This is a genomic window from Arthrobacter sp. 01T419, assembly GCF_056398865.1.
Genome location: NZ_JBFTQF010000006.1, coordinates 109539 through 132942, shown reverse-complemented (window position 1 = coordinate 132942; position 23404 = coordinate 109539). Strand labels below are relative to the sequence as shown.

Genomic DNA, 23404 nt, shown 5'->3' with positions numbered 1-23404 from the left:
AGGCAACGCCCCATGAGCGTTATCTCCGTCGATACCGAACTGCTCCAGCTCAAGTCCGCGAACGTCAAGGCCACCGTGGATCGCATCAGCGCCGACGTCCAGGCGATGAAACGTGGCCTGGACGAGCTCCAGGCCACGTGGAAGGGATCGGCGGCCAACAATTTCCAGGCCCTCGTCTCGGAGTGGACGTTGACCCAGAACAAGGTGGAGGCCTCGCTCGCATCCATCAACCTGGCGCTGTCCTCCGCCGCGTCGACTTACCTGCAGGCCGAACAAGGCAACACCCAGCGGTTCACCTACTAGGTCCCGTGCGGGTGTCCGGTGGGGCGGCGCGTGCGCTTCCCTGCCGGATTCCGGACCGACAACCACCCAGTGCTGGGGGTGATTCTTCGGCGCCGATGCTCCGGCGCTATTTCTCCGGCGTCGACTGGTGGAACCGCAAGCGCCACCGGCCCTCGTCGAACAACCAGATCGAAGTCCTCAGTGCCGAGCCGGTTCGCCCATGGCTCCTATAACTGAGCAGCATGGTGTTGCTTGAGATGCGATCCGCGGAAATGACCTCTACGTCGGCGGTTTCCCCTGGGTTATCTTCCAACGCCATCATGAGCTCGTCGCGGGACCAAACACGCCCGGAGCTACCAATCTCCGTGAAATCCGGGTGAAGCAGCATCCCCGTACGTCCAAGATCCCCCCTGACATCAGGCCTCAGGAGCTCCTTCTCAAGGAGAACAACGGTGTCCTCGTCTGAGCGCCCGCCACTCTGTCCAAGGCTTGCAGTCTCTTCATACTCTGCGAACAGCGTGGGCTCGATGAAGGTGTCTTGTTCTGTGAACGCCTCCCGCCCAGTACTTGGCGCGGGCTCGCTGGAAAGGTCCTGACCGCCAAACAGCGTGAGGTCTTCGTCCGACGCATCAGCATCTTCGTCGGCGTTAGCATCTTCGTCGGCGGTGTCAAAAAGGAAGGGCGCTTCCACGGGTACTGCGCGAGCCGAGGGCCCGGTCTGGCGGGCAGAGCCGTCAAGGGGCATGGGCCGTGCGGCTTCGCCGGCTCCCGGATAACCTGGTCCGCCGGGAGCGGCAGTTCCTTGCTGGAATGCCGTGGCGACGGCACGGGCGCGATCGTCGGCAGCCTCGTTGAGGTCGTGGCCCGCATGGCCCTTGACCCACTCAAACGTGTACTTGCGGCCGATGATGGCTTGGTCGATCTCCTTGAGCAGATCGACATTCAAGACGGGCTTTCCGTCGGCTTTTCGCCATCCCTTGCGCTTCCAGCCCGGCATCCATTTGGTGATGCAGTTGATGACGTACTGACTGTCGCAGAGGATCTTCAGCTCTTCGTGGGGAACGTGTGCCGTGGATCGGAAGAGGTCCAGCACCGCCATGAGTTCGCCCTGGTTGTTGGTTCCGTGCGGCCACCCGCCAGCCCTCCAACAAGAGTCGTTCACGTACCAGGCCCAACCAGCGGGCCCGGGATTGCCGAGGGCAGAACCATCGGCGGCAGCAATAATCGTCATGGTTTCCATCCTGCCAGACCACCCCGACACTCCAGACCTCAAAGCTCTCAGGCCCCCGCGCCCCAGTCACACCCCTCCCCCACGACGCTCGCTCACATATGGGCCCGAAACTCCAAACCCTCCTGCAGGTTTAGCGCCCAATTCCCAAACCCTCCTGCACCAGAGGTGAGCGAGCGACGGCCCAAAACCCGACAAACGTGAGCGAGCGACGGCCCCAAACCCGACAAACGTGAGCGAGCGTGTTAAACGCCGACGGCGGCCCCCACCTGAAGTGGGAACCGCCGTCGTACGTGTGGCTAGTGAGCTAGCGCGGGGGCTTAGAAGCCGCCCATGCCGCCCATGTCGTCGCCGCCACCCATGGCCGGAGCGTTCTTCTCCGGCTTGTCGGCAACAACGGCCTCGGTGGTCAGGAACAGACCAGCGATGGAGGCAGCGTTCTGGAGAGCCGAGCGGGTGACCTTTACGGGGTCGTTGACGCCGGCAGCCAGCAGGTCCTCGTAAACGCCGGTTGCAGCGTTCAGGCCGTGGCCCGACGGCAGGCCGCGGACCTTGTCGATGACAACGCCCGGCTCGAGGCCAGCGTTGTAAGCGATCTGCTTGAGCGGAGCGTCGATGGCAACGCGGACGATGTTGGCGCCCGTTGCTTCGTCGCCTTCAAGCTGCAGGTTGGCAAATGCCTTGGCACCGGCCTGGATGAGGGCAACGCCACCACCGGCGACAATGCCTTCTTCAACAGCAGCCTTCGCGTTGCGGACTGCGTCCTCAATGCGGTGCTTGCGTTCCTTGAGCTCAACTTCGGTTGCGGCACCGGCCTTGATGACTGCAACGCCGCCGGCGAGCTTGGCCAGACGTTCCTGCAGCTTCTCGCGGTCGTAGTCGGAGTCGGAGTTCTCGATCTCGGCACGGATCTGTGCAACACGACCGGCGATGGCGTCGGCGTCGCCGGCACCTTCGACGATGGTGGTCTCGTCCTTGGTGACAACAACCTTGCGGGCGTTGCCGAGCAGTTCGAGGGTTGCGTTCTCGAGGCTGAGGCCGACCTCAGAGGAGATGACCTGGCCGCCGGTGAGGATGGCGATGTCGGCGAGCTGTGCCTTGCGGCGGTCACCGAAGCCCGGAGCCTTGACGGCAACGGACTTGAAGGTGCCACGGATCTTGTTGACGATCAGGGTGGCCAGGGCCTCGCCCTCGATGTCTTCGGCGATGATCAGCAGCGGCTTGTTGGACTGCATGACCTTCTCCAGGACCGCAACGAGTTCCTTCACGTTGGAGATCTTGGAGTTGACGATCAGGATGTACGGGTCTTCGAGGACCGTTTCCTGGCGCTCTGCGTCGGTGACGAAGTAAGCGGAAATGTAACCCTTGTCGAAGCGCATGCCTTCGGTGAGCTCAAGCTCGAGGCCGAAGGTGTTGGACTCCTCGACCGTGATGACGCCTTCCTTGCCGACCTTGTCCAGGGCTTCAGCAATGAGGTTACCGATTTCGGAGTCGCCGGCGGAGATGGAAGCCGTGGCCGCGATCTCTTCCTTGGTCTCGATTTCCTTGGCGGAGGCGAGCAGCTCGCGGATGACTGCCTCAACAGCCTTCTCGATGCCGCGCTTGAGGGACAGCGGGTCGGCGCCGGCAGCTACGTTGCGCAGGCCTTCCTTGACCAGGGCCTGGGCCAGAACGGTGGCTGTGGTGGTGCCGTCGCCAGCGACGTCATCCGTCTTCTTGGCAACTTCCTTGACCAGCTCGGCGCCGATCTTCTCGAACGGGTCGTCCAGTTCGATCTCTTTGGCGATGGAAACACCATCGTTGGTGATCGTGGGGGCGCCCCACTTCTTTTCGAGGACGACGTTGCGTCCACGCGGGCCGAGGGTGACCTTGACGGCGTCGGCGAGGATGTTAAGACCCCGCTCGAGACCGCGGCGTGCCTCTTCATCAAATGCAATGATCTTGGCCATAACGGCGGTAGTCCTTTCGGGACAGTCGTTAAGAAGGTGCCTTCACTGCGGTGCCCGCGACGGACGATCCTTCACATTCGGCCTCTGTACGCCGCGTGCTCCGGACCTCACCCCAGCAAGGTTTTCTTTGTTCCCCAGGCACCGCCACTATTTCCATACGGCCGGAGCCGCGAAGAATTAGCAGTCAGCGCTTGAGAGTGCTAATCAATAATTAGCACTCACCCGAGGAGAGTGCAAGCAGGAAGAGCCGGAAACTGCTCTCCACGCCAAGGGAATTCGCTACGGGCACAAGCCCGTCACGGAGTCCGAGAGGCGGTCTCCTTGCCGCTCACCCGCGCCGTGTTGTCAGCACCGTACGTGAAGACCATGTAATTGGACGAGGTAACGTCCCCGTTGGCGTCGAATCCGATGGTTCCGGACTCACCGTCGTAGTCCGGGAGCTTGGCCCCCTTCAGCACCTCGACGCAATCCTTGTATGACGCACAGGATGTGCGTTCTTTCGACGCCGTATCACCCGACGTCGGACGGATCCCGCCGGACACGGTGGTGAGCCATGCGGCGATCGAGGCTCCGGCGTCGTCGTTCGCGGCCGCAGCGGCAAGCGCCGCGAGAGTGACGGCGTCGTACGTTTCAGCTGCGTACGTCGTGTCCTTGAGTTTGGGGTCGATCCCCGTCAGCCCGGCCTGGAACTCCACACTCGGGAAGACTCCTGGAAGAATTCCGCGCGCACCGTCGAGGCCACCGGCACCGAGCGCGGTTCCGTATTGGCGAATGGCACCGTCGCTCAAGAGCAGCTTCTTGCCACTCAGCCCCGCGTTGAGAAGCTCCGCCAGGGCGCCCTGGGCACCGTCACGGGCAACCACGACGACGGCGTCCGGCGTGCCGGACTTGATGCTCGCCGCAGCCGGAGCTGCTTTGCCGGCCGCGAATTCCACGTTGGACACGGCATCCATTCCGAGGTTGCGGGCAGCGTCCATGACCGCTCCGGAGACGCGTGTGCCGTAGTCCCCGGCTTCGTGCAGGACCGAAAGCCTTTTGGCGCCGGCATCGTGGGCCAGCTTCGCCAGGACGCTTCCTTGCGCGGCGTCGGTGGCCGAGGTGCGGAAGTAGAATCCGCCACTCCTGTAGCTGCTGAGTCCGGAGGCGGTGTTGGCCGGCGAGATAAGCGGAATCCGGGCGGGAGCCATCACATCGATAGCGGCGGGCGCATGGCTGGAATCGGTGGGCCCCACCACGACGTCGGCGTGTGCGGCAAGCAACGCCTTGGCTTGCGCCGCAGTGTCGGCAGTGAAGGCCGCTGCGCTGGCCCCTTGGCTAGCGCTGCTGCCTTCACTGACCGCCGATGCCGGAAGCAACTCGACGGGGTGGCCCTTGTATCCACCTGCGTCGTTGATTTGTTTGACAGCCAACTTGGCGGCTGCCAACTCGGACTCGTTGAGGAAGGCGGAACTACCGGCATTGTCCAGGATCACGCCGATGCGCAGGACGCCGTCGCCGCTCGCGGTAACGGAGCTGAGCCTGGCGTTGCCGATGGGGGCGGAGCATCCGGCGAGGCCCAGGGCCAAGGCTGCACACCCTGCGAATAGTGGCGCCGCCAGCGAAATTAACCGAAACCAGCGCCCTTCAAGGGGCTCTGCTTCAAAGGGCTCTGCTTCAAAGGGCTTCGCTCGAAAGGGCCGGGACAGCCTTGTTGCCGCAACACCCACTAGATAAGCCGCACGCTTTCTGCCTGCGGGCCTTTCTGGCCCTCGCCCAGTTCAAAGTCGACCCGTTGTCCTTCTTCGAGCGCACGGAAGCCATCCATCTGGATAGCGGACCAATGCACAAAGATCTCGTCACCGGACTCATCCACGGTAATGAATCCGTAGCCCTTTTCGGCGTTGAACCATTTGACGGTTCCCAAAGCCATGATCCCCACACTTTCAACTAGCAGTGGCCGGCTTCCGGGATCTCCGGGCCAGCTCACAACTACTGTAACCACAGTCACGTTGCAGTAGCGCAACCTGGGGTATGGGTGGCTGCAATGTTATTGAGGCGTAACCGAGTTCTACTTGTATCCCGGCCCCAGGATGACAACCACGGGCTGCTGGAATTCGGCACTGTCCACAAGGTTTGCGATGCCCAACAGCTTGCCGAGAGCTTCAGCGTTGCCCTTCTGGGCGGGGCCCTTGTAGAAGACCGACGATGTCTGCTGAGGCATGCCGCCCCAGTTTGCGACGGTGGACAGCGGCCAGCCGCCGCCTTGCACGACGCCGGCCACCCGGGCAGCCAGGCCGCTGGTGGTGGTGCCGTTGTAGACCGCTACTACGGCAGTCTTGTCCAACGGCGCAGTGGTGGGCGTCGGCGTGCTGGAAGGAGTGTCGCTGGGGCTCGGCTGGCCGGCGGCCGGGCTGCTCGCAGAAGCACTTGCCGACTGTGCCGGAGCGGATGCCGAGGGGCTTTGCTTGGAAGCGTCAGCGGTGACGGCAGCTTGCGGCGTCGTCGAGGAGGTGAACCCCAGCTTGGGCAGGATAAGGAACGCAACGAGGCCCACAGCCAGCGCAATCCCACCCAGGAGAAGCACCGGCCACAGGGCGGGACGGGAGGCGGAGGCGACGAGCCGGTGGACACCCTGCCGCGATGAGCTCTGCGGGACGCGGTCGAATTCATCCCGGGCAAATTTGGTCATGGTGGGGCCTTGTCCTTGCTGCTTGCTTGCTGGGGGATCAGCGTGTGCTTTACGCGTCAGAACCAAGGCGGCGCGCCGTGCGTGCCCTCTGACGTGACATACGTAGTCTACGCAATCTCTTGACCAGCATGGGATCGTGCGCCAGTGCTTCCTCGGTATCGATGAGAGCATTGAGGAGCTGGTAGTAGTGGGTCGCCGAGAGATCGAAGAGCTCCCTGACAGCTTGTTCCTTGGCCCCGGCGTACTTCCACCATTGCCTCTCCAAGGCGAGCATCTGCTGCTCACGCTCGCCCAAAGGCGAATCACTGCGGAGCCCGGTGGACAGGTCTTCCAGCACCAATCCAGTTGCTTCGGACGCCATGGGTTCCCGCGCGGGTTCTGCCACGACACACTCCTTCGACGCATTGACTGAAAATTGTCCCACCCCCATGGTAACGGGCGAATAACATCGATGTCATTTGCCTCGCCGCCTTCCCGTGGAGTCACAGCCGTCCCGCGGGATCGCTTTCCTACAAACCCCAAGTGCAGGGACAATGGCTGGGTGGTAGGCGAAGAAGCGTTGTTCCAGCTTGAATCCGAGGATCACTCCCCCGAATTCGAGGCACTTCCGGGAAAGGCCCTGGAGGATCTGATGGCCCCGGACTGGGCCGAAGCGCTTTCCGGCGTCGAGGGCGAATTGCGTTCCGTGCTGGACTTCGTGGCGGGCGAGGCTACCCGCGGCACCCACGTGCTGCCCGCGGCGTCGAACATCCTCCGCGCCTTCCGGCAGCCGCTTGCCGACGTCAAGGTGCTGATCCTGGGGCAGGACCCCTACCCGACGCCGGGACACGCCGTCGGGCTCTCTTTCGCGGTTTCCGGCCAAACCCGGCCCATCCCCCGCAGCCTTGCAAACATCTACCGGGAGATGGAATCCGATCTCGGCGTGCCGCCCCGGGTGCACGGCGATCTTTCAGCATGGACAGACCAAGGGGTACTCCTGCTGAACAGGGTGCTGAGCGTCGCGGCCGGCGCCGCCGGCTCACACCGCGGCAAAGGCTGGGAGGCCATCACGACGGCGGCAGTCACCGCCGTCGCCCGTCGCCGCACAGCTGCCGGGCAGCAGAGTCCGCTCGTAGCGATCCTGTGGGGCAAGGACGCCGAAGCGGTGCAGCCTTTGCTTGAAGGTGCCCCTGCGATCACCTCCGCGCACCCCAGTCCCTTGTCCGCATCGCGGGGTTTCTTCGGCTCGCGCCCGTTCAGCCGGGCCAACGCCCTGCTCCGTATGCAAGGCGCAGGTCCCGTAATCTGGGAGCTTCCACCGATCCCTTCTGCCTACCAGGCGTAGATCCTCGGGGCGCTGGCAACTCCCCTGACTTCAACGGAAAGCCACTCACCCTTTGCGGAGTCAAGGTGTCCTGCACACGGCAGCTCAACGGTCCCGTTCGCCGTCGGGAAATTCACGGTTCCGGACCAGAAAGGTGCCGAACCGTTGTTGGCGTAGCTGCTGTAGCAGAGGACCGTGTAGTTTCCTGGTGGGAAACCGATGGGTGTCATCCGAATCCGGTATTCGTTGGGCGGTCCGGCCGGAGTTCCGCGGGAGATCGCTGCTGAGCTGACCGTGGTTGTCCCGCTGGCCCGGGCCTGGGAGGTTTGCCCCACTGAATCGACCGCTGTGACTTCTATCCAAACGTTCTGGTTGGGACCGTTGCCCACGTTGACGTCGGCGAACGAGGCGGCCGTGCTCCCCCGCTGGCCGTCCGACGTCACCCACCGGAGCTCGACGATCGGACGCCCGTTGGCCRCTGGAGCCCGGAGGATGAAGTGAACCGAGTAGCCTTCATTGAATCCGGAGGCGGTGGGTGCGCCGGGTTTTCCATAGGGCGCCACTGGGTTCGAATCCGAGAATGGTCCGGGGTAGGACTGGCCATCTACGATGTTGCTCGCCCGCACCCCGATCGTGTAGGTGCCGTTATTGGGCAATCCCGGGATCACTTTGTTGGCGGGAACAGTGGATACCGCTCCGCCATTCACACGGTACTCGTAGATCGTTTCGCCGGATGCTGCCCCGCCCGTAGTGGCAGGGGGGCTGAAACTCAGTTGCGCACTGTTGTCGAGTGGGTCTGCCCGCAAGCCGGCGACGGCGCCGGGCGCACCAACAGCCCGCCGCGGATCCGAGGGAAGGCTGGCCGCCGAATAGCCTGCTTTGTTCTTGGCCGCGACCGTGAAAGTGTACCCGGTGTCCGAATTCCCCACCGTGAAGAGCGCATTCGTCCTGCTCGCGGGAACCACTTGGGTGACCGGGGCGGAACCCGCATGTGAGGACGTCACGGTGTACTCCGAGACGGGATCACCGTTGCCATCCGGCGCATTCCAGTTGACTTGGATCACCGAATTACCCGATCCGGAGCTGGCGAGCGTGCTGCTGGGTTTGCCGGGAACCACGGGGGTTCCCGCCGGCGTCTCCGCAGCGGAGAACGGGCTCCAGTCAGACGGCGTCGGGGCTTTGTTCTTGGCCCGGAGCTGCACCCGGTAGGACGTGCCGTTAGCCAGTCCAGTCCAGCTGTAGCCCAATCCGGAGCCTACCTGGCGGAGGGACGCCCCCGCAGGTGGTGCCGGCGAAAGCTGCAGTTCATAGTCGCTGACGGCCGATCCCGTGGTGACCGCCGGCGACCAGGTGATGTTCAGCAGCTTGTCCCCGAACGTGAGGGAAGGCGCCTGCGGTGCTTCCGGCCGCTGGTCCGGACGCACGGCTGCGGAAGGGCCCGACGCCGGAGACTCGCCGATTGCGTTGACGGCGACAACCGTGAAGGTGTACTCGAGGTCGTTGGTGAGGGAGTCAATGGTGCACGTATTCGTAGCGCAGACCTTTGCCGCCCCGTTGTTTCCGGTCACTTTGTAGGCACTGATCGGTGAACCGTTCGCGGATGGGGGCGTCCAACTGAGCACCACGGTCCTGTCCCGCACTTCCGTGGCCATCGGGGTTCCGGGCTTGTCCGGCTTTGCTTTGACGGTGAGCCTGATTCTTCCGTCGGTCTGGCGCTCGGGATCGCCGGTCTTATCCTGGATCCGGTACCTGACCACCATGGTCCCCACAAAGGACGCGTCGGGACGGACACTGACATTCCCGCCGGAAACCGATGCCGTCCCTTGCCCGGTTTCCACAACGGCGTTGATGATGCTGAGGGGTGTATCCGGGAACGGGTTCACGTCGTTGGCCAGGACGGCGACTTCCCTGCTTTCGCCCGCGGCGGCCTCCGACACCACATCATCATTGGCCACGGGCAGCGGACGGAGTGACGTGATCACCTGGAGTTCCACCGTCCCGCGGGAGGAAAGGCCCCGCGGATCCGAAACAGTCATGGCGATGGCGCCGCTTGCCGGAGCGTCGGCGGCCGCGCGGACCTTGAGCGCAGTGCCATCCACGCTGGCACTGACTCCAGGCGGAAGTGGCTGTCCGATGGAGAGCGTCAATTTGCCCTGATCTGCCTCGTCCGGATCGCCCACGGACTGCCCGAGTTCCACCACGGTCTCTTCACCCCGGGCCACTTTCGCGGTCGTCGACGAAAATACCGGCGGATGGTTTTTCGTGGGATCGGGCAGCACGTTGATACTGACAGTCAGGACGGAGGTCAGGGTATCCGCGGCATCGACCGGGCCGTCGGCAACCTCGAATGTCAACGATGCGGGACCGGCGTAGTCTTCGGCGGAAGTGAAAGCGATGGTCGTCGAATCCTTCACCAGCGGCCTTCCGTTGCCGCCCACCGCCGATACCCGGGAATCGACCGTTAACCGCGGGCTTCGATCCTTGCGGACCAGGACCGCGTCGCCCAGCTTCAGCGTGAGTTCCTTGCCGCTGGCAATCTCGAGCGGCCTCGGATCCTTGAGCGCCGGGCGCTGTTCCGCAGTTCCGGGGACATGGATGAAAGCAGTGGAGGACAGTCCGTCCAGGTCCGTGGCGGTGTAGGAAATGATGCGCGGCTGCGGCATCAAAGTCACGTTCACGGTCCCGCCGTCCCGCACGGAAACCCCCGAAGGGGCCTGATCAACCGCAACCTTGAGGTCCGACGTTACGCCGTCCGGATCCTCATCGTTCTTAAGCACCGGAACATCAACGGCGGTTTTGCCGAGCGTCTCGGCAAACGAGACGCGGTCGTCGCGCGCAATCGGCGCCCTTCGTGGCGCGTCCGGGCGGACATCGACCTTGAGCGTGGCACTGGCCACCCCGCCCCGGCCGTCGGTGATCTGGTAACGGAGCACGACGGCGGCCGCTGAGTCCGGCGTCGTGAACCTCACTCTTCCGTCCTCGATGCTTGCATTCAGTGCGGCAGCGGCGTCGAGCCCGCCTGCAACCAGGGCAACGGGGTCACCGTCGGGATCCGAATCGTTGCGGAGGACATCGACGGCCACTGTGCGTGCGGGCAACACGGCCACCGTGTCGTCAACGGCAACAGGCTGCTGGTTGCTGCCGGTCGCCGCACCGATCCCCACCGCAACGATGGCTGTGTTCCGTGCCCCGAAGGTGTCCTGGACAACGTAGGTGAAGGTGTCCTGCCCCGAGGCCTTCGAAGCCGCTGTGTACTCCAGATAGTTTGCACCCACCCTCACCGTCCCTTGTGCGGGTGCCTTTTCCAGCCCGATGAGGGAGACGGAATCGCCGTCCGGATCTATGCCCTCCAAGGGAATCTGAATCCGAGTGGCACTGCCTGCGATGGTGCGCGCCGTCAGGTTACGCGGCTCGGGGCGGGAGTTCTGGTCCGCGCCGCCGCCCTTGATCCTGATGGTGACCTGGGCGGACGCCTCTTGGCCGTCCGGCCCCACCGCAACGTAGATGGCATGCACGGTCTTGGCCTGGGGGCCGGCCTTGAAGCGAAGCGAATCGCCGGAGACGCCCAGCAGGCCGTCGGCAAGGTCAACTGTCTGCGCCAGTTGGGGATTGAGGGTCAGCGGTGCGCCGTCCGGGTGGCTGTCGTTGGCGAGCACGTTGATTGTGGCGACGTCGTTGACCCGGACCGTGATCTCATCCGGCAACGCCTTGGGCGGGCGCAACTTGGCCGGGGCCGGGACGGGCTGGACCGTCACTTCGCCCGCGCCGGTCTGCTGTCCATTGGAGACCGTGTAGCTAAAGGTTTCCGGGACGGTCGCACCCCGGGCATCGCTGACGCGCAGCACGCTATGGTCCAAAATGGCTACTGATAGCGGCGAACCTGCAGGCACGTTGACAGACTGGATCACCAACACGCCACCTGCGGGGTCAATGTCGTTGGCGAGGGCATCCACAAGTACCTCGCCGCCCTGGGGCAGCCGGGCAACATCCCGCACTGCCACCGGGGCGCCGTTGGAACCACCGTTGCCGACGTCGATCCGAACCAATCCGAGCTGGCTCGACGGACCATTGGTCACTTGGTAGGTCACGTAGTAGGTGCCTGCCGTGGGCGCGTTGAACACAAAGGTTCCTGTATCGAAGCGGGGCGTCACCTTGGCATTCGCGGGGCCCTCTACCCGGGCGAGCCGCAATGATCCGCCGGCAGGGTCCAGATCGTTCTCCAGTGGAGAAACCACCACGTCCTGTCCAGCAAGCGCCGCCATGTGGTCGGGATTCGCGACTGGCGGTAAGCTTCCCCGGGCACGGACATCCACAGTGATCTTGCCTTCGGCCTCTCCCCGACCGTCGGAGACGCGAAGGGTGACCGTCTTCTGGCCTAGGGACGTACCGACGTCCTGGAATTGCAGCAGGCCATCCGGGCGGACCTGGACTTGATCAACCCCGTTGTCCACCGTGGCGGACTTGAGGAAAAGATCATCGCCGTCGGGGTCGGTCCAGTCGGAGAGGACGTTCTGGCCGATCGATTTTCCCTGTTCAAGAAGGATGACGGTCTTGCGTTTCTGGACGGGCAAGCCATTCTCGGACGCCTGGCGGACCTTGACAGTGATTTTCGCCTGCGCGTTCTTCCCGCGGCCATCATCCACCTGATACCCGAAAGTCGACGTCCCGGATGCTCCCTGGGGAACGCTGAGTTGGATGGCTGAGCCGTTGTATATCGGCTGGGCCTGGCCAATGCTTGGGCCCGACCCCAGCACGCCCAGGGTCAGGAGGTCGCCGTCGGGGTCGGAATCGTTGTCGAGCGGCGTGAGCAAGGAAGTTCTTCCCGGCCGCACGCCGAATTCGTCATCCTGGGCGTTGGGTGGCCTGTTCTCCTTGCTGCGATCCGGCAGCTGGTTGAGGGGGTTCTGATCTGCGGCGTCGTCCTTCTCCTCTTGTGATTTGTTGGGCGGTACTTGCAGGTCCTGCCAGTTGTTGACCAAGTGCATCTCCTGCTGGACCAACCAAACGTTTCCACCCGCGACATCGTTGAGGACCACAAGGTGGCGATTAACCCGGAAGACGAACTCCGACTTCTTGTCCGCATTGGGAATGTCCGCAGATTTGTCCTGGGAATCATCGGTGCAGTCCCGCAGGTAGCGGTTGACCTTGTGCCACGCCGCGTGGACACAACCATCAAGCTGTACCGGCCTGGCTGGAGGGCCGCCTCCAGCCACCATCTGGGTGCTGGGGTCACCACCGCCCAGGGGTTGCTTGATGAGTCCCCTAGTGGTGGCGATAGCAACGAATCCGCTCGCGGCGCTTGCCTGCTGCACGCGTGCGTCCCTGCCGTCCGGTAGCTCAACGGTCCTGCCGCCCGGAAGATAGACCCTGCCCGCACCGGCGTCGAGAAGCACCGGCTGATCGCCAACCGTGGTCAGCTGCAAATCCGTGGCCGAGGAGAAATCGGCAAAATCCATGGCTGTCACGGACGCCGCGTTTCCTGCCCGGTCCACGGTGAAGCGCCTGACTTTCTTCGCGCCGGGATCCGCAATGTAAGCCGCCCCATCGGTCCCGACGGCGGCAAGAAGCTTGGGCGCACCGGTCACCACCGGCTCCGCAGATTCCCTGGTAAACGCCTTCACGCTGTCCGTGTTCCCCAGCCATGCCTGGCCTTTGGCAGGGTCCGTGAGGACATAGATGCCTTGGCCGGTCGACGCTTTGATCCCTTCCGGAAGCCGGAGTGAAGCGCCCAAGCGCATGGCTGCCGGATCAACGGGGGCCAACGAGGCGCCGTCGTCGACGAAGACCTCATTGCCGCGCTGGACGACGTCGAAGTTCGTCGCGGGCGGGGTCAACCCGCCGTCGAGCGACTTGGAAGGATAGTTGAGCCGGGCGACCATTGACGTGCCCTTGTTCGTCACCCAGACGCCGCCGTCGTTCAGATCAACGTCGGCCGACATGACGCCCGGGTGGAAGACTGCAAACGCGGCCAGGAGGCTTGCCACCACGGAGAACCCGGACGCCTTGAGGACTCTTGCGTTCCGGACAAGGCTTCGCTTCGATGACGGCATGGCTGACGTTCCCCCTATTGCAGCGTGTTCCCGTTCAATTAGATCAACAAATGGAGTAATGTAGCGAACCGGCCGCAGCAACGCCAGGGCAACTTAGCCTAGGCTTGCCTTCATGACATCCTTGCCCGCCACGTCGTCTGCTTCCCGAAATACCCGCCCCCAGGTGAACCTGACCGTGCTGCGCACCGAACAGCTTTCGCCCCACATGGTGCGCATCATTGCAGGCGGACCAGGGTTTGCCGGTTACGCGAACAACGACTTCGTGGACCGTTACGTGAAGATCGTGTTCCCGCAGCCGGGCGTCGACTACGAGTTGCCGCTGGATCTCTGGGCCATCCGCGAGACCATGCCGCGCGAACAGTGGCCCTACACGCGCACGTACACCATCCGCTGGGTGAGCGAAGCCGCGCAGGAGCTGGCAATCGACTTTGTGGTCCACGGCGACGAGGGCCTTGCGGGTCCGTGGGCCCTGGCCGCCCAGCCCGGCGACGCGCTGGTCTTCACGGGTCCGGGCGGCGCCTACAACCCAGCGTCCGACGCCGACTGGTACCTTTTCGCGGGCGACGACGCAGCGCTCCCGGCAATTGCCGCCTCGATCGAATCCCTGCCCGCCGATGCCAAGGGCTTGGCTTTCCTTGAAGTCGACAGCGATGCCGACATCCTTGACATCGCGGCCCCCGACGGCGTCGAGCTACGCTGGCTCCTTCGCTCAGGAGTGCCTGCGGGTTCAAGCTCCATCCTGCTCGATGCCTTGGGTAGCGCCGAGTGGCTGCCCGGCCGGGTCGATGTATTTGCACACGGCGAACGCGGCTACATGAAGGCCCTGAGGGACATCTTCTTCAAGCAGCGCGGCCTGGAGCGTTCCCAAGTGTCGCTCTCCGGATACTGGGCCCAGGGGCGCGTGGAGGACGATTTCCAGGCTGAGAAGAAACTCCCGATCGGGCAGATCTAGCGTCTGAAGAGCCTAGCACCGGCGGACGCGGCGTTACCGCCTGCGCACGCGGCGGCGCTCGTTGCTGGCCAGCCCCTTGGTCAACGGCCGGGCCAGATTGTCGCCCAGCACAATTCCCGCTGCCACACCCAGCACGATTGCTGCCGCATTGAGCATGCCACCCGAGCCGAGCAGGATGTCCGCTTCCTGCACCGTCAACACATACATGGAACGGAATATCTTCAACCCGGGGAGCAGGATGAGGGCCGCGGGGACGGCGACCACCAGTTGCGGCGCCCCGAGTCTGAGTGCCACCATGCGGGCCAGCAGGCCGATGACCACAGCGGAAATCGCTGGCGAGAGCCGGTCTCCGAGGCCGAGGTTGGAGGCCCCCCACAAGACGAAGTAACCCACCAAACCGACTGCCGCCGTCGGGAGCAGAAGTTTGAGCAGGGTCTGCTCCGTGATGCCGATCGCAATCACGGCAACGGCGATCAGGATCGCCTGGCCCCACAATGGATACGCCTCGGGGAATGTTTGGGTGACGTCGATCGCGACGCTGCCGATGAGGTCACCCACGACCACCGCGACGGCGATGCCCGCAACGATCGCGCCGAAGGTCAGGATGGTGGACAGGAAACGTCCTGCCGCAGTGACGGGGAATCCGTTGATCGCGTCTTGCACCGAGGAGACGAGCCGCCCAGTCGGCAACAGCAGGAGGATACCGCCCGCCACCACAATGGACGGCGGGATGTCTGCCCCGGCCCAGCGGAGCATGAGCGCGATGAAGGTGACCAGGAAGGAGCAGGCCGCCGTCACGAAGAAGTCCGGCGTGCGCCATTTGCCCAGTTGCCGGGCCACGAGGTTGATGAGCATGTTGGATACGAAAGCGAGAGCGGACGCGCCCAGTCCCCCGCCGAGTACTCCGACGAAAACAGCGGAGAAGACACCGAACGCCATGGTGACCATCCACCGCGGGTAGGGCTTGCTGCTGCGGATGATGTCATCCAGCCGGCGCACGGCTTCCGCCCTGCCCACCCCGCCGGCCACAATGTCGGTGACGAGTTGGTGGACTTGGGCCAGGCCTGCGTAGTTGTTGGTCCAGGAGCGGACTACCCGGAGCAGGGTGAGCGGGGTCTGGTCCTTGGGCGCATAGTTGATCTGGACCGACTGGTTGGTGATGTCGACTTCGATGTTCTTCAAGCCGAGAGCAGCCGTGACCGCGATGATGCTGGTTTCGACTTCCAGTGCACCGGCTCCGTAACGGAACATCGATTCGGCCATGTGCAGCGCGAAGTCGATGGTCTTGCGGGCCGAAGCATCAACACCGCCCACTTGGATGGTGGGGTTGGCGTAGGGGCTCCCGGCTAGGCGGTCCACGATGCTCAAGGGGGCGGTAGGAGGATTCTCGCCCTGCACGAGCCTGCGGAGCATGCGTTTGGCATTGACGTTCTGGCGCACCTGGGATGGCTTGAGCGGCTGTGTCTTGGGCAAGCCGTCCGTGCTGGGCCTATTGTCGGGGCGGTCAGTCACGCGGGTATTCCTCCAAAGAGCGGGATTCCTCCAAATACGGTATTTTCCACCGGCGGTAGACGGCGCAGAGCTGCGATTCTAGTAGAACTGCTGGCCCGTGCGGCGGGTGTAGAGCTGCCGTGCGATGCGTTCTCCGGCGGCGGTCCAGAGCTTGTACTTCAGCGGGCTGATGACCTGGTCGTAGCAGCCCACGAAGTCGGTCACGGTCTTGCTGAAACTGGTCTTGAATAGGCCGAGTCCGTGGAACGGGTGCGAGGTGTCCTTGAGCCGGTCCGCAGGCGGAGTGCCACAGAAATCGTATTCCGTGCAGCCCAGTTCCTTGACTTGGTTGATGGCCGTCCACTGGACCAGGTGCGAATCACCGTACTGTGAGCGCTTCTGCAATGATCCACCGTCCTTGTACGTGCCTTTTCGGCCGTAGTTGATGACGAAAGCCCCCACCGAAGGAACACCGTTTTCGAAGACAAACAGGAGCCGGCCCTGGCCGCGCTCGATGAAATTGGTCCAGAATTGGCGGTAGTACCCGAATTCGCGGACCCGCACTTGGGATTTCGCTTCGACGGTGTTGGTCATCAGCGCGTACATGGAACGGAAGTTCTCTTCCGTAGGTTCCATGGTGTGGACTTCGACGCCTTCGCGGATGGCCCGGCGGACGGCGTTGCGGCCGCGGGAATGGAGGTTGCGGAGAAGCTGGTTCTCCTCCGGGGAAATATCCAACAGGGCGGTGGAGTCGTTCGGCTGCAGGTTGGGCGTCTTGATCACTCCAGTGGCCTCGATCGCGTCCCGGGCCTCGTCACTGAGGACGATGTCAGGTTCGATCTTGACGGCGAATACCCCTAGCTTGCCCCGCTTAACGAATTCCTCGTTCGCCATGATGATCCCCGGGATGTCCTCGACTCCGGCAACATCCGGGCCTTTGATGAGGTACCAGAGCTTGCCGAGCATCGGGAAGGACTTCTCCAGGACAAGGTTGTAGCTGCTGTAGTCCGGGGTTTCATAGACGAGATGCAACGGCTTCCAGCCGAAGTGCTGTTTCACGTCTGCGAAAGCCTCGGATTGGAGGAGGTTGCCGCCGTTGGGATTGGCCGTGACGTGTTTGTCCCAGTGTTCGATTTCCTCGGCGGTGGCGAAGCGTGCGGTAAATTCTCGCAAGGGGGCCGTGTCCAATCAGTTGCGTACTTGAGGCAGCAGGCACCGCTGTGCGGCGCAGGCGTTCAGCCTCAAGTCTATCGGCCCCCAGGGAGCGCTACAGCCTGATCTGTTCCAACGCCTCCAAGTGGATGGCCTTCGGTTTCTCGCCGAGCTCCCTCTGGCCCCGTGCGAGGCGATCGGCCTTGACGAGGACTTCGAGCGGCAGCCCTGTGATGTCCTCGATGTCCTGGATTGGCACCTGGAAGGTTCGGAATGGCCCCAGTGGTGGAGGTTCTTCCGCGAGAAGGCGTTCCTTGGTGACCTTCTCCATTTCCACCTCATCGAGGAGCGGGGTCTGATCCACGACGAAGCCAGCGGCACCGAGTTCGGCGTCGTTGGTCCACGCAGCAATCTTCCAGAACTTCCGCGGCACGTGCACACCGCGGTAGGGAGGATCGTCATCCCGGAAGACCGGCCCCGTAAACACGCTCATCCTGGCGCCAAAGGCACCGGCATGGCCAAGAACGTGGTCCTCGAGTCCCGACCACAATTGCTTACCCTGGTTGAATTTATCGATCTGCGGTGCCGCGTTGGTGAAGACGAATGTTTCCTGGTTGGCGGTCTTGGCCGTGGCGGGATCCCCCCATACGGGGTCCAACCGGCGCACAAGATGCCCACGGTCGAAGGCATTGTTCGCATAGACGTCCGGACCGGCCTGCTGTTCTTGGGGAACCCTGGAATCGAAATGCCAGGTTCCTTCGCGTGCCAGAGGGTCGAGCTGGCTGCCTTCGATGTTGACGGCCACAATCGCGGCCAGCTTTCGGTCCGGACGGAACCGCACCGAAAAGTGGGTGTAATCAAGAAGAATCGTCGTCTCCGACGGACTGGGCAGCTCAAGGCCTGCCCGCAAAAATTCACTGCTGTATCCCCCGCTCATGGATACATGATGGCACTGGGGTCCGACACTTCACAGAAGGGTGCGGCTGACGTCCTCAACGGGCTACTTGAGACGAGGTACAGACCCGGACGCAACCGTTTGGGCAACTGCTACAAACAGGGTCGCATCACCAGAAAATCTGGTCGGTAATGGAGTCAGCCACGCCCGACCTGAGTCGAATCACTGCGCGAGGCGCGGGAGTCCGTAACTTCCACGAAGACACCCTTGTTGGTGCCCAACGATGCACCAGAAGACTCGATTACGCGAACCTTGCGTAGCCCGCGCCGGCTTACGTAGCGCACGATCTTCTTGTCGATCGGTTGATTGGAATCAAAACGAACCCTTATGAGGGCATGTTCAAGACCGGTATTTGCCTTCTCTTCTGCCATGATCTGCAAGCCTCCTTCTATTCAATCTACTCTTTTGAAATCTATGACGGAACGGGCCACCCTTGACGTCCATAAGGAGAACCGGGCCCATCCCCCGCGCATTTTGTCGGCAAGTCGAATGCTCGACGCGGCAATCTCGATCCAGGCCCATCGGTACAGTATCAACCACACGGTAGATAAAGCGACGAGAGCGTAGATGACCCACCAGGTCGCCGACCAGATCCACGCAACGGTAGGGACCGCCGCTAGGCCAGCCATCAGCAGCAAAGCCACTGCATCGAGAATCAACATGGCACGCAGGGGGAAGAGGACAGCCGCACTCAAGCGATGCTCTGGCTCCTTGGCCATCCACGACAAGAGCAGTGCTGGGCCAATGAGCAGAAGTGACGCGGCTGGGGAAGGCAGCAGTTTCGCCGTATCGATAATGGGAGGTTCGGCCATTCGTATTGGGACACTCATGACGGCAAGTGCAAGAACAACCGCGACCGCCCCGGTTACGAAGGTCAACAAGCCTTGTGCCGCAGGAGCAACATCTGCAAGGAATACCGCATCTTGGAATCGATCTTCCGGAGCGGCATAAACATGGGCCGCTCTGGACTGTTCCCCTCTGCTCAGTTGGACCAACCCTGCGTTGCGATTGTTTGAGTCAAAGGGGACCAACTCTAGTGAATTGACCACTAATCCGGCAGGCACTTCGAACTCAATGTGCTGACTTCGCGCAAATCCAAAATCCGGGACTATTTGGATAAACGGAATTTCGCGCCAAAGGATACTTCGCCGCTCCGGAAAATCCTGATCCAGTGCGTACTTTACGACAGTCCTCCTACTGACACAAATTTCGTCAATCTCGGCGAGAAGCACGAAGGATCGGATGAACCTTTCTATTGTGGCCATCCGTTTGGCAAGCACGTCCGTCTGCCCGTCCACAAGGCCCGTTTGCTTCGCAAACCACTCTTTCATTCGGTCGGTGACGACATCCGCTGCGTCCCATCCGTCGATCCACGTTCGGCTCGGTTCGGGATCTAAATGCCCGGGCTGTCCTTCGTCCTCATATTGAAGAAGCCCCTCGGCACCGTTGCCAGCAAGTCGAAGTGGTTGAAAATAGACTGCTTCTCGAATCAAAGCAGACAATTCCTTACGTGACTCCAACGAAAGGCCAATTTCTTCGGGTACTGTTCCTTCAAGCATCGCCAACGTGACAGGGGCGCTGTCGCTGGTTCCTAACACGGAAAGCGGCTTTCCGTTGCACGTAATATCAAACCCTCGCAATGGGACCTTTTGAAGCACAGCTACCGGAACAACAACGGTCCCTTTGGAGCCAACGATGGCGTTTTCTGCATCAAGGGTAAAATCCAGCGATACATGTCGCCTCGTGGTCCCTCCGCTTCCCAATCTCAGGGCATCAACACGACGGTGAACCCAATTGTGCGACTCAAAGAGGAGAATCCTGAGTCTTTCCGCGTCAGTCCGAAGTGGCTTCGTGAGGCCTTCGTGTGGCACCATGCTGCAAATCTAGATCATGGTCTAGTTCCCGGCTGTCATCTCTCTCCACAAAATCTTCCGTTTCTTCCGAAATTGCTCGATTGGCCGATTGCTGCCCCGATCGATCAACGGTGACGGAGGCCCGTCAGCACTCCACGACGTTCACGGCGAGGCCTCCCATGGCGGTTTCCTTGTATTTGGAGGACATGTCCTTGCCGGTCTCTCGCATGGTCACGATGACCTCGTCGAGGGACACCCGGTGCGTGCCGTCGCCCCAGAGCGCCATTTTCGCGGCGTTGATGGCCTTGGCCGCGGCGATCGCGTTGCGCTCGATGCAGGGGATCTGCACGAGCCCGCCGATCGGATCGCAGGTCAGGCCAAGGTTGTGTTCCATCGCGATCTCGGCCGCATTCTCCACCTGTCCCGGGGAGCCGCCCATGACTTCGGCCAGGCCCGCGGCGGCCATCGAGGAGGCGGAACCGACCTCGCCCTGGCAGCCGACCTCCGCGCCGGAGATCGAGGCCTGCTCCTTGTAGAGCACCCCGACGGCGCCCGCCGCGAGCAGGAACTTCACCACGACGTCGTCGCGGTCGGCCTGGGTGGCCTTGTCCATGCCGGGGGCGAAGTGCAGGGCGTAGTACAGCACGGCGGGGATGATCCCGGCGGCACCGTTCGTGGGGGCTGTGACGACGCGCCCGCCCGAGGCGTTTTCCTCGTTCACGGCCAGGGCGATCAGGTTCACCCATTCCTGCCAGTACTTCGGGTCCCGGTAGTCGGGGTCCTGGTCTTTCGTTTCCTTCAACAGGCGTTCGTGCCAGTCGGGGGCCCGACGGCGGACCTTCAGTCCGCCGGGCAGCACGCCTTCGCGCTTGAGGGACGTTTCGACGCAGGCCTCCATGACGGACCAGATGTGCAGCAGGCCTTCGCGGATTTCCTCTTCGCTCCGGGAGGCGCGCTCGTTGATGAACATGATGTCCGAAATGCCGAGTCCCTTGGAGGCGCAGCGGCCCATCAGTTCTGCGGCGGTGCGGAAGGGCAGTGGGAGTTCCTTCTTGGACTCCTCCAGTTCCTTCTGGGCTGCGTCCTCTTCGCCTTCGCGGACGATGAAGCCGCCGCCCACGGAAAAGAACGTGGCCTCGTGGAGCACCTCGCCGTCGGCGTMGGACACGGAGAACTTCATACCGTTCGTATGYCGGGGCAGGACCGTGAGCGGGTGCAGGATCATGTCCGACTCCCCGTACGGCAGGGCCACCCCGGACTCGGGGCCGGCGCCGGGATCGACGGCGCCGGCCAGGTTCAGGGTGCCGGTTCCGGCGATCGAGGCGAGCCGTTCCTCCACTTCCTCGGGAAGGATGACCTCGGGGTGGTAACCCTCCAGGCCGAGCAGCACCGCGGTCATGGTGCCGTGGCCCCGGCCGGTAGCCGCCAACGAACCGTACAGATCAACGCGCAGGGAAGCCACACGGTCCAAGGCGCCGGACTCCTTCAGTTCACCCGCGAACACTGCCGCGGCACGCATCGGCCCCACGGTATGCGAACTCGAAGGACCAATCCCAATGGAAAAAAGATCGAAGACGCCAACAGCCATTGTCGGTTCCTAACTAGATATATGGTCGGGGACGGTGGGGGAGGTGAGCAGCGCGGCCCCTTCGGGACCGACATCCGGCAGCGGGCGTCTAAGGGAGCGTCACGTCCGCCCAGCGGGCGTCTTCGCGACCGAGCCCGCAGAGGATGCCGGCCCCGACGGGCTGTTGGTTCCGACAGGTTCGCCGGAACCAACAGCCCAAAAGAGAGGGTCAGCTGAGGTTCGCAACGCCCGGGTAGAGCGGGTGCGCGGCGGCGAGTGCCTCCACGCGGTGACGCAGACCGGAGAGGTCGGCGTCGGCGTCGGCGATCAGGGCCTCGGCGATGATGTCCGCAACTTCACGGAACGCCGCTTCACCGAAACCACGCGTGGCCAGTGCCGGGGTGCCGATCCGCAAACCGGACGTCACCATCGGCGGGCGCGGGTCGAACGGAACCGCGTTGCGGTTGACGGTGATGTCGATCGCCGCGAGTCTGTCCTCGGCTTGCTGCCCATCGAGTTCGCAGTTGCGCAGATCCACGAGCACCAGGTGCACATCGGTGCCGCCCGAGATCACGGAGATCCCCTTGGCCGTGACGTCGGGCTGGACCAGGCGCTCGGCCAAGATCCGTGCACCGGCCAGCACGCGCTCCTGGCGCTCCTTGAACTCTTCCGAGGCGGCGATCTTGAAGGCCACGGCCTTACCGGCAATCACGTGCTCCAGCGGCCCACCCTGCTGGCCCGGGAAGACCGCGGAGTTGATCTTCTTGGCGATGTCGGCGTCGTTGGTGAGGATGATGCCGCCGCGCGGACCGGCGAGGGTCTTGTGCGTCGTCGACGTCGTCACGTGTGCGTGCGGTACCGGGGACGGGTGCAGCCCCGCGGCCACCAGGCCGGCGAAGTGCGCCATGTCCACCATGAGGTACGCGCCCACCAGGTCGGCGATCCGGCGGAACTCAGCGAAGTCCAGCTGGCGCGCATAGGCGGACCAGCCAGCAACGATCAGTGCCGGCTTGTGCTCGAGCGCGAGGCGCTCCACCTCAGCCATGTCGATCCTGTGGTCCTCTTCGCGAACCTGGTACGGGATCACGTTGTACAGGCGGCCGGAGAAGTTGATCCGCATGCCGTGGGTCAGGTGCCCGCCGTGGGCAAGGTTCAGGCCCATGATGGTGTCGCCCGGCTTGATGAGGGCGTGCATGACCGAAGCGTTCGCCTGGGCGCCCGAGTGCGGCTGCACGTTCGCGTACTCGGCGCCGAAGAGGGCCTTCACCCGGTCGATCGCGAGCTGCTCGATGACATCCACGTGCTCGCAGCCACCGTAGTAGCGCTTGCCCGGGTAACCCTCGGCATACTTGTTCGTCAGGACCGAGCCCTGCGCCTGCATGACAGCCACGGCAGTGTGGTTCTCCGAGGCGATCATTTCCAGGCCCGATCGCTGACGGTTCAGCTCGTCGTCGATCTTCGCCGCGATCTCCGGATCCAGCTCGGACAGCAAGGTGTCCAGGCTCGGCGACACAACCTGCTCGAAAGCGGTGGTTCCGCTCGCGGCGCTCACAGCTCGCCGCCGTTCTTGGAAGCGTATTCCTCAGCAGAAAGCAGCGGGCCGTCGGACTCGGCGGCCACCTTGAAAAGCCAACCCGCACCGTACGGATCGTTGTTGATCAGGGCAGGATCGTCGACGACGGCGGAGTTCACTTCCGTGACCTCGCCAGTCACCGGGGAGTACAGGTCCGAAACGGACTTCGTGGATTCAACCTCGCCGCACGTCTCACCAGCGGTCACAGCAGAACCGACCCCGGGCAAGTCAACGTAGACGATGTCGCCGAGGGCGTCGGTGGYCACGGCGGAGATACCGACAGACACGAGGTTGCCGGCCTCCCGGGCAACCCACTCGTGCTCGTCGGAGTACTGCAGTTCAGGTGCAACTTTTGCCATGTTTTTTCCTTTGCGTTTGTCT

Annotated in this window: 18 protein-coding genes; 3 read left to right on the top strand and 15 right to left on the bottom strand. The window is 63.1% G+C overall.

Annotated elements, in window-relative coordinates; genetic code table 11:
• The first annotated feature begins 12 nt into the window (after positions 1-12).
• Positions 13-303, top strand: a complete 291-nt coding sequence (locus tag AC1DLO_RS11940) for a WXG100 family type VII secretion target (protein ID WP_184737884.1) — start codon at positions 13-15, stop codon at positions 301-303.
• Between the two features lie 106 nt (positions 304-409).
• Here AC1DLO_RS11940 and AC1DLO_RS11935 read toward each other — a convergent pair whose 3' ends face one another.
• The 6 genes from AC1DLO_RS11935 to AC1DLO_RS11910 form a co-directional block, all read right to left on the bottom strand.
• Positions 410-1513, bottom strand: coding sequence for an RNase H family protein (locus AC1DLO_RS11935; protein ID WP_476890086.1), 1104 nt, complete (start codon positions 1511-1513; stop codon positions 410-412).
• A 317-nt stretch (positions 1514-1830) separates the two neighbouring features.
• Entirely contained in the window at positions 1831-3459 is a 1629-nt protein-coding gene (gene groL, locus AC1DLO_RS11930; protein ID WP_184737888.1) for a chaperonin GroEL, read from the bottom strand.
• A 296-nt stretch (positions 3460-3755) separates the two neighbouring features.
• Positions 3756-5024, bottom strand: coding sequence for an ABC transporter substrate-binding protein (locus tag AC1DLO_RS11925; protein WP_476890085.1), 1269 nt, complete (start codon positions 5022-5024; stop codon positions 3756-3758).
• 140 nt (positions 5025-5164) lie between these two features.
• The gene (locus tag AC1DLO_RS11920; RefSeq protein WP_234751546.1) at positions 5165-5368 is read right to left on the bottom strand and encodes a cold-shock protein; all 204 of its coding nucleotides are present in this window, start codon (positions 5366-5368) and stop codon (positions 5165-5167) included.
• A 138-nt stretch (positions 5369-5506) separates the two neighbouring features.
• Positions 5507-6127 carry a LytR C-terminal domain-containing protein gene (locus tag AC1DLO_RS11915; RefSeq protein ID WP_476890084.1) on the bottom strand — a complete coding sequence of 207 codons (621 nt, stop codon included), beginning with the start codon at positions 6125-6127 and terminating at the stop codon, positions 5507-5509.
• Between the two features lie 49 nt (positions 6128-6176).
• Positions 6177-6512, bottom strand: a complete 336-nt coding sequence (locus AC1DLO_RS11910) for a DUF3263 domain-containing protein (RefSeq protein WP_028266152.1) — start codon at positions 6510-6512, stop codon at positions 6177-6179.
• Positions 6513-6668: 156 nt separating this feature from the next.
• On the opposite strand from AC1DLO_RS11910, the gene AC1DLO_RS11905 reads away from it, so the two are divergent.
• A complete protein-coding gene (locus tag AC1DLO_RS11905) occupies positions 6669-7451 on the top strand; it encodes a uracil-DNA glycosylase (RefSeq protein ID WP_476890083.1) in 783 nt (260 codons plus the stop codon).
• Here the strand turns inward: AC1DLO_RS11905 and AC1DLO_RS11900 are convergent.
• Positions 7439-13480, bottom strand: coding sequence for an Ig-like domain-containing protein (locus AC1DLO_RS11900; RefSeq protein ID WP_476914485.1), 6042 nt, complete (start codon positions 13478-13480; stop codon positions 7439-7441). The genes AC1DLO_RS11905 and AC1DLO_RS11900 overlap by 13 nt on opposite strands.
• A 112-nt stretch (positions 13481-13592) precedes the next feature.
• Between AC1DLO_RS11900 and AC1DLO_RS11895 the strand changes: the two genes are divergently transcribed.
• Entirely contained in the window at positions 13593-14432 is an 840-nt protein-coding gene (locus AC1DLO_RS11895; RefSeq protein WP_476890081.1) for a siderophore-interacting protein, read from the top strand.
• 33 nt (positions 14433-14465) lie between these two features.
• Here AC1DLO_RS11895 and AC1DLO_RS11890 read toward each other — a convergent pair whose 3' ends face one another.
• From AC1DLO_RS11890 to gcvH, 8 genes are all read right to left on the bottom strand, one after another.
• Positions 14466-15944 carry a threonine/serine exporter family protein gene (locus tag AC1DLO_RS11890; RefSeq protein ID WP_476890080.1) on the bottom strand — a complete coding sequence of 493 codons (1479 nt, stop codon included), beginning with the start codon at positions 15942-15944 and terminating at the stop codon, positions 14466-14468.
• Between the two features lie 78 nt (positions 15945-16022).
• A complete protein-coding gene (locus AC1DLO_RS11885; RefSeq protein WP_476890079.1) occupies positions 16023-17096 on the bottom strand; it encodes a lipid II:glycine glycyltransferase FemX in 1074 nt (357 codons plus the stop codon).
• Positions 17097-17190: 94 nt separating this feature from the next.
• Complete coding sequence (locus tag AC1DLO_RS11880; protein ID WP_476890078.1) at positions 17191-18012, bottom strand: DNA/RNA non-specific endonuclease; 822 nt, start codon at positions 18010-18012, stop codon at positions 17191-17193.
• Positions 18013-18167: 155 nt separating this feature from the next.
• Complete coding sequence (locus AC1DLO_RS11875) at positions 18168-18401, bottom strand: hypothetical protein (protein WP_476890077.1); 234 nt, start codon at positions 18399-18401, stop codon at positions 18168-18170.
• A gap of 21 nt (positions 18402-18422) precedes the next feature.
• Entirely contained in the window at positions 18423-19904 is a 1482-nt protein-coding gene (locus AC1DLO_RS11870; protein ID WP_476890076.1) for a hypothetical protein, read from the bottom strand.
• Positions 19905-20028: 124 nt separating this feature from the next.
• Entirely contained in the window at positions 20029-21471 is a 1443-nt protein-coding gene (locus AC1DLO_RS11865; RefSeq protein WP_476914484.1) for an L-serine ammonia-lyase, read from the bottom strand.
• Positions 21472-21679: 208 nt separating this feature from the next.
• Positions 21680-23002, bottom strand: coding sequence for a serine hydroxymethyltransferase (gene glyA, locus AC1DLO_RS11860; protein ID WP_476890074.1), 1323 nt, complete (start codon positions 23000-23002; stop codon positions 21680-21682).
• The gene (gcvH, locus tag AC1DLO_RS11855) at positions 22999-23382 is read right to left on the bottom strand and encodes a glycine cleavage system protein GcvH (RefSeq protein ID WP_476914483.1); all 384 of its coding nucleotides are present in this window, start codon (positions 23380-23382) and stop codon (positions 22999-23001) included. Before gcvH ends, glyA begins: the two co-directional genes overlap by 4 nt.
• Positions 23383-23404 lie beyond the last annotated feature (22 nt).

Coding starts and splice junctions, on each gene's coding strand:
- AC1DLO_RS11940 (WP_184737884.1), top strand. CDS start 13: ATGAGCGTTATCTCCGTCGATACCGAACTGCTCCAGCTCAAGTCCGCG.
- AC1DLO_RS11935 (WP_476890086.1), bottom strand. CDS start 1,513: ATGACGATTATTGCTGCCGCCGATGGTTCTGCCCTCGGCAATCCCGGG.
- groL (WP_184737888.1), bottom strand. CDS start 3,459: ATGGCCAAGATCATTGCATTTGATGAAGAGGCACGCCGCGGTCTCGAG.
- AC1DLO_RS11920 (WP_234751546.1), bottom strand. CDS start 5,368: ATGGCTTTGGGAACCGTCAAATGGTTCAACGCCGAAAAGGGCTACGGA.
- AC1DLO_RS11915 (WP_476890084.1), bottom strand. CDS start 6,127: ATGACCAAATTTGCCCGGGATGAATTCGACCGCGTCCCGCAGAGCTCA.
- AC1DLO_RS11895 (WP_476890081.1), top strand. CDS start 13,593: ATGACATCCTTGCCCGCCACGTCGTCTGCTTCCCGAAATACCCGCCCC.
- AC1DLO_RS11880 (WP_476890078.1), bottom strand. CDS start 18,012: ATGAGCGGGGGATACAGCAGTGAATTTTTGCGGGCAGGCCTTGAGCTG.
- AC1DLO_RS11875 (WP_476890077.1), bottom strand. CDS start 18,401: ATGGCAGAAGAGAAGGCAAATACCGGTCTTGAACATGCCCTCATAAGG.
- AC1DLO_RS11870 (WP_476890076.1), bottom strand. CDS start 19,904: ATGGTGCCACACGAAGGCCTCACGAAGCCACTTCGGACTGACGCGGAA.